The organism is Arthrobacter sp. 2YAF22_2, from assembly GCF_052114645.1.
Classification (GTDB): Bacteria; Actinomycetota; Actinomycetes; order Actinomycetales; family Micrococcaceae; genus Arthrobacter.
Genome location: NZ_JBFRFD010000220.1, coordinates 1 through 5,728 on the forward strand (window position 1 = coordinate 1; position 5,728 = coordinate 5,728).

Sequence of the window (5,728 nt, forward strand, 5' to 3'; positions counted from 1 at the left end):
GCTATGAATCGTTCCTCATTCGCGGCTCCCTTTCCCGGATATCGATTACCGGGTTTGTGCGTCATCGGCCAGATGCCTCGATAGCAACCAGCCGGCGCCAATCATTGCCACGCCCAGCACCATGTGGGTCCAGTTGTCCATGGTGTTGAACGCAAGGAAGTTGGCCGCCGACCCTACGCCGACGATCAGCCCGTAAACGCTGAAGATGATGTACAGCAGGCCAAAACCCATCAGGAAGTTCCGGGCTCCCATGTCGTTGCGCGACATACTCAGGCCCGTGGCGCCGATGACCAGCTGAACGATGTTCAGCAGCATGGACACCTGGAACAGGCCAAGGAACATCGCCCGGGAGTCGGGCCCGATGAACCTCAGTTCGCTGTACTGCGAGGTGATGCCCGGGATGAACCCCAGGACACCCACGGCCGCTAGGACAATTCCCACACCCATGCCCACGTTCTGTACATCCGCCCGTCCGAAGTGAGCGCCGTGTGCATGTGGAGATGCGGTAGTCATTTTTTGCCTCCAACCACTGTTGCGGACACTCTTAATTTTACGGCGGGGTCTTCAAAAAAGCGGCGGCACCGACGGCTGAAATCCGGGGTGAGAGCCTGTCGGAACCCCGGGCGCGGGCCTCTTCGTGGCACGATGGACCACGATGAAACTGCGCGCTGATCAGACCGGGGACCGTGGCCTTCCGATGCCTTTGTGGCTGCAGGGGGCGCTGGAATCCGCGCAGGCGGCCGTGATCTCCGCGCTCGCCGTGATTGCGCCGGTCGTCGCGGTCTGGGCCACGGCCGGATTCCGGGACACCGGCTTTGACTTCCTCGCGCGGCTGGCCGGCCAGGCCTGGCTGCTGATCCACGGGGTCCCGTTGCTGCTGGACACCGGTGGAGCGGGTGGCGCGGGTGCCGCGGCCCAGCCGGAATCCGGGACGCTGTCGCTGATCCCGCTGGGCCTCACCCTGATCCCGTTCCTCCTGGCCTGGCGCGCGGGCCGGCGGCTGGCCAGGGCCTCCTACACGGACCAGCTCTGGCAGGCGCTGCTGGGCTCGTGGCTGATGTATGGGGCCTTCGGGTTCGCCACCGGATTTCTTTGCCGGACCTCCGACGTCGGCGTCAGCCTCTGGTTTGCCTCCATCGTCCCGCTGATCCCGGTCGCCCTTGGCATGGTGATCGGCGCCCGCCGCGAAGCGGGCTCCTGGAGCCGGCTGATCGGCGTCGACGCCGTTGCCTGGCTCTCGCGCACCAGCCAGCACTCGCGCTGGGCCGGCTCCTACCTCGGCTCCGCCATCCAGGCCGGATTCGTGGCCGTGATGGCCAGCCTGGCCATGGCCGCCGCGCTGCTCGCGGCGGACCTCCTCATCCACTGGAACCTCATCATCGCCGTGTACGAGGCGCTCCACGCGGGTCCGGTGGGCGGCGCCGCCCTGACCCTCGCTCAGCTGGGCTACCTGCCCAACCTGGCCGTGTTCGCACTGGCCTGGACCTCAGGGTCGGGGTTCGCGCTGGGCGTCGGCTCGCAGGCCGGGCCGCTGGCTACCGCCGTCGGCCCCCTGCCCACCATTCCGGTCTTCGCGGCGTTGCCCTCCGGCGGCCTGGACTACGGTTTCGTCGCCCTCGTGGTGCCGGCAATCGCCGGGGTCCTGGCCGGCTGGTGGTTCCTGCGCGCCGGCGAAAACCACTTCGACGAATGGCTCTCCATCAAGGTCAAGGCGCGCTGGTTCACCGCCACGGTGTCCACCCTCTTCCTGGGCACCATGATCGGTACCGTGGCGGGGCTGCTAGCGGCGGGCCTGGCCTGGTTGGCCCGCGGTTCCGCCGGCATCGGACGGCTCACGGACATTGGCCCGGACCCGCTCGTGACGGCACTGTTCATCGCCGTGGAAACCGGCATCGGCGTCGTGATTGGCTACGCGGCCGGGCCGTGGCTGGAACGTCGGCAGAGGCTGCATGAAGCGGACCTGGAGCCGGCCGCGAAGTAGGGCTGGGCTGACGGTTGCGGGGTTGCCAGTCTGTCGCGGCGGCCGGAGCGGGGCGGCCGCAAGCTGTGCTGCCGCTATCGCAGCTGCGTGGGCATGGACTTTTCCAGCTGCGTCCGGCACGCGGAGGCGGCCTGCTCGGTGAGGGCGTGGCGGGAGCATTGCTGGTAGTCCCGGACCTGGTTGAAGAACACCGCGGACGCCAGCACCATCAGCACCATCACCGCGGAGACCACCAGGCCGGAGATGGTCCCGAACAGCACCAGGCGCGATTCCCGGAGCCTCGCTGCACGGACCAGCAGGACGACGCCGATCACCACCGCGGCCGCGGTGAGCAGAGCGGCGAGCCAGAGGTAGTTGACGTCCAACTGGAAGACGAAGAACGAACCGAGCACCGCCACGATGAACATGCGGAACAGTGTGTGCGTCTTGAGGAGCGACGCTTTAGCCGCCTCGCTGCCCGGATTCTGGCCGCGCGGGCTCGCACCGGGGTCGTGGGGGGAGTTCATATTTTCCAGCGTACGCGAGCGGCTCATAAGCTAAGGCAATGCGCATAGTAGTCCTCGTCTCCGGCACCGGCTCCAACCTGCAGGCCGTCATCGACGCGGTCAAGGCCGGTGAGCTGGACGTGGAGCTCGCCGCCGTCGGGGCGGACCGGCCCGGTACCTACGGGGTGGAGCGCTCCGCGGACGCCGGAATCCCGACCTTCGTGGTGGACTTCAAGGCTTACCCGGACCGGTCTGCCTGGAACGCCGCGCTCACCGAAACCGTGGCCGCCTACCGGCCCGACGTCGTCGTGTCCTCGGGATTTATGCGCATCGTCAGCGCGGACTTCATCGCCGCGTTCGGGGGCAGGTACTTGAACACCCATCCGGCCCTGCTGCCGGCCTTCCCGGGCGCGCACGGCGTCCGGGACGCCCTGGCGTACGGCGTGAAGGTCACCGGGTGCACGGTGCACTGGGCCGACGCCGGCGTGGACACCGGGCCGATCATCGCCCAGGAAGCCGTGCCCGTGGCGGAGAACGATACCGAGGAGACCCTGCACGAGCGGATCAAGGCCGCGGAACGGCGGCTCTTGGTGTCGACGCTCCGGTCCCTCGCCACCGCGCCCCACTAACCCAACTGGCTCGCAGTTGTTGCCGTTTTGAGGGCTCAAAACGCCAACAACTGCGAGCCAGTTGGGACAGCCGGGACGGTTACTCCAGCCGGCGCTGCTTGGTTTCCGGGGCGAAGAACGCCATCCACAGCACCGAGAGCAGCACCAGGCCGCCGGCCAGCGCGAACGACGTGGCCAGGCCCAGTTCGGGCCACAGGAACGCCGCGAAGACCAGGGGGCCGAAGCCGGCACCGAGCCGGGAAAACGTCGAGGCCCAGCCGAAACCCGACCCGCGCAGTTCGGTCGGGTACAGCTCCGACACGTAGGCGTACAGCACCGGGATGGCCACCTGCACCACGAAGCCGAACACCAGCAGCCAGAACACGGCCGCCGTCGGGATATCCACGACGACGGCGACGATCACCAGCGTCAGCGCCGACAGCGGGCCCGTGACGGCCAGGATCCACTTGCGCCCGGTCCGCTCCACCAGCAGCGCGGCGACAACGACGCCGAGCAGGCCGACGGCGGCCATCGACGCCGTCGTCAGGAAGGCCTTGTACTCCTCGAAACCGGCGCCGATCAGGATCCGCGGCATCCAGGTCAAGGACAGGTAATAGACCAGCAGGATGCTGAAAAACAGGGCCCAGGCCGCCGTCGTGATCTTCCAGTTGAACTGCCAGAGCGCGCGGAGCTGGATCCAGGCGCTGCCGGCGGAGAGCCGGGGCGCGTCCTGCGGTTCGGGCAGGCTGTAGACCCGGGGTTCGGCGCCGGTGGCCGACACCAGCCCGTCGATGACCCGGGCGGCTTCCTCGCGGCGCCCCTTGCGGATCAGGAACAGCGGCGACTCCGGGACGCTGCGCCGGATCCAGAACACCAGCAGTGCGGGCAGCACCATGATCAGCATGGTCAGCCGCCAGTCCGCGAAGGCGGCGATCAGCCCGGCGGAGACGAAACCGCACAGCGCCGCCCCGATCGGCCACCAGCCGTCCATGGCGGTGAGGACCTTGCCGCGCTGCTTGCGCGGGGTGAACTCGCCCACCAGCGCGTAGTCCACCGGGATGCAGCCGCCCAGGCCGAAGCCGGCCAGGAACCGGAAGGCCACGAACCAGAGGAAATCGGGGGAGAAGGCGCCCAGCACGGTGAAGACGGCGAAGATCAGCAGCGTGGCGGTGAAGGCCTTCTTGCGGCCGATGGTGTCGGCGATGGTGCCCCAGACGAAGGCGCCCAGCGCCATGCCGATCAGGTTCGACGTGCCGATCCAGGCGGCGTCGCCCGCGCTCAGGGACCAGTGCTTTGAGAGCAGCGGGATGAGGATGCCGTTGAGCGTGACGTCCCAGGCGTCGAACATGAAGCCCAGGCCGCCGATCAGGAAGATCCGCCCCTGGACCTTCCACCGCCACGGCAGTTCCTGSACYACTTGTTCGCCGCTGGGCACCGTGGTGTAAGTGTTCATTTTCGCCTCCACGGAAAACTCTACGTGGCCCAGGCGCGGCCCGTGCCTGCTTCACACTCCGGCGCGCGGGTGCCCCGCTGGCGGGCCGGGAGCCCTGACGCGATAAACTGGCCGCACCCCCACCAACCGCGGCCGCGCCGCGATCTAAGACCGCGATCCAAGACGGAGATTTCTGTGAGCTTTACGCAGCATGAGCGTGTATCCATCGACCGTGTTCCCATCCGCCGGGCCCTCATTTCGGTCTACGACAAGACCGGTCTCGAGGAGCTCGCGCGGGGTCTGCACGACGCCGGCGTCAAGATCGTCTCCACCGGTTCCACCGCCAAGAAGATCGCCGCCGCGGGAATTCCCGTGCAGGAGGTCGAGGAAGTCACCGGCTCGCCGGAAATGCTGGACGGCCGGGTCAAGACCCTGCACCCGCGCGTGCACGGAGGAATCCTCGCGGACCGCCGCGTCCAGGCCCACATGGACAGGCTGGCCTCGATGGACATCGAGCCGTTCGACCTCGTGGTCGTGAACCTCTACCCCTTCGTGGAGACGGTGAAATCCGGCGCGGCGCAGGACGACGTCGTCGAACAGATCGATATCGGCGGTCCGGCGATGGTGCGGTCGGCCGCCAAGAACCACGCCGCCGTCGCGATCGTGGTGGACCCGGCGTCGTACGGCTCCGTGGTGGAGGCCGCTTCCTCCGGCGGCTTTGACCTGAAGACCCGACGCCGGCTCGCCGCCAAGGCGTTCGCGCACACCGCGGCCTACGACACCGCCGTGGCCACCTGGACCGCCAGCCAGTTCCGCGACGAGGACGGCGACGGCGTGATCGACTGGCCCGCCTACACCGGCCTGGCCCTGGAACGCTCCGAGGTGCTCCGCTACGGCGAAAACCCGCACCAGCAGGCCGCGCTGTACGTGGACAAGGCCGCCCCGGCCGGCATCGCCCAGGCCGACCAGCTGCACGGCAAGGCCATGAGCTACAACAACTTCGTCGACGCCGACGCGGCCCTCCGCGCCGCGTTCGACTTCGCCGAGCCCGCCGTCGCGATCATCAAGCACGCCAACCCCTGCGGTGTGGCCGTGGGGTCCGCGACCGCCGCTGACCCGATCGCCGACGCGCACGCCAAGGCCCATGCCTGCGACCCGGTGTCCGCGTTCGGCGGCGTCATTGCTGCCAACCGCACCGTCACGGCCGGCATGGCCCGGACCG

6 protein-coding genes are annotated in these 5,728 nt (G+C 68.4%); 3 read left to right on the top strand and 3 right to left on the bottom strand.

The annotated features are described in order from the left end of the window. Nucleotides 1–45 precede the first annotated feature (45 nt). Entirely contained in the window at nucleotides 46–513 is a 468-nt protein-coding gene (locus AB4Y86_RS10455; protein ID WP_441402168.1) for a DUF4383 domain-containing protein, read from the bottom strand. A 142-nt stretch (nucleotides 514–655) separates the two neighbouring features. Between AB4Y86_RS10455 and AB4Y86_RS10460 the strand changes: the two genes are divergently transcribed. Further along, nucleotides 656–1,981: a cell division protein PerM gene (locus AB4Y86_RS10460; protein ID WP_441402169.1), complete on the top strand. Its 1,326-nt coding sequence runs from the start codon at nucleotides 656–658 to the stop codon at nucleotides 1,979–1,981. Between the two features lie 74 nt (nucleotides 1,982–2,055). On the opposite strand, the gene AB4Y86_RS10465 is transcribed toward AB4Y86_RS10460, so the two are convergent. Next, nucleotides 2,056–2,487 carry a hypothetical protein gene (locus AB4Y86_RS10465; protein ID WP_441402170.1) on the bottom strand — a complete coding sequence of 144 codons (432 nt, stop codon included), beginning with the start codon at nucleotides 2,485–2,487 and terminating at the stop codon, nucleotides 2,056–2,058. A 38-nt stretch (nucleotides 2,488–2,525) separates the two neighbouring features. On the opposite strand from AB4Y86_RS10465, the gene purN reads away from it, so the two are divergent. Beyond that, the gene (purN, locus tag AB4Y86_RS10470) at nucleotides 2,526–3,095 is read left to right on the top strand and encodes a phosphoribosylglycinamide formyltransferase (RefSeq protein WP_441402171.1); all 570 of its coding nucleotides are present in this window, start codon (nucleotides 2,526–2,528) and stop codon (nucleotides 3,093–3,095) included. A 79-nt stretch (nucleotides 3,096–3,174) separates the two neighbouring features. Here purN and AB4Y86_RS10475 read toward each other — a convergent pair whose 3' ends face one another. Next, nucleotides 3,175–4,527: an MFS transporter gene (locus tag AB4Y86_RS10475; protein WP_441402172.1), complete on the bottom strand. Its 1,353-nt coding sequence runs from the start codon at nucleotides 4,525–4,527 to the stop codon at nucleotides 3,175–3,177. A gap of 174 nt (nucleotides 4,528–4,701) precedes the next feature. Between AB4Y86_RS10475 and purH the strand changes: the two genes are divergently transcribed. Then, nucleotides 4,702–5,728 (top strand): bifunctional phosphoribosylaminoimidazolecarboxamide formyltransferase/IMP cyclohydrolase (gene purH, locus AB4Y86_RS10480; RefSeq protein WP_441402173.1); only part of this gene is annotated, 1,027 nt, incomplete at its 3' end.

Excerpts from the sequence above, each read along its gene's own strand:
- AB4Y86_RS10455 (WP_441402168.1), bottom strand. The coding sequence starts at position 513 with ATGACTACCGCATCTCCACATGCACACGGCGCTCACTTCGGACGGGCG.
- AB4Y86_RS10460 (WP_441402169.1), top strand. The coding sequence starts at position 656 with ATGAAACTGCGCGCTGATCAGACCGGGGACCGTGGCCTTCCGATGCCT.
- AB4Y86_RS10465 (WP_441402170.1), bottom strand. The coding sequence starts at position 2,487 with ATGAACTCCCCCCACGACCCCGGTGCGAGCCCGCGCGGCCAGAATCCG.
- purN (WP_441402171.1), top strand. The coding sequence starts at position 2,526 with ATGCGCATAGTAGTCCTCGTCTCCGGCACCGGCTCCAACCTGCAGGCC.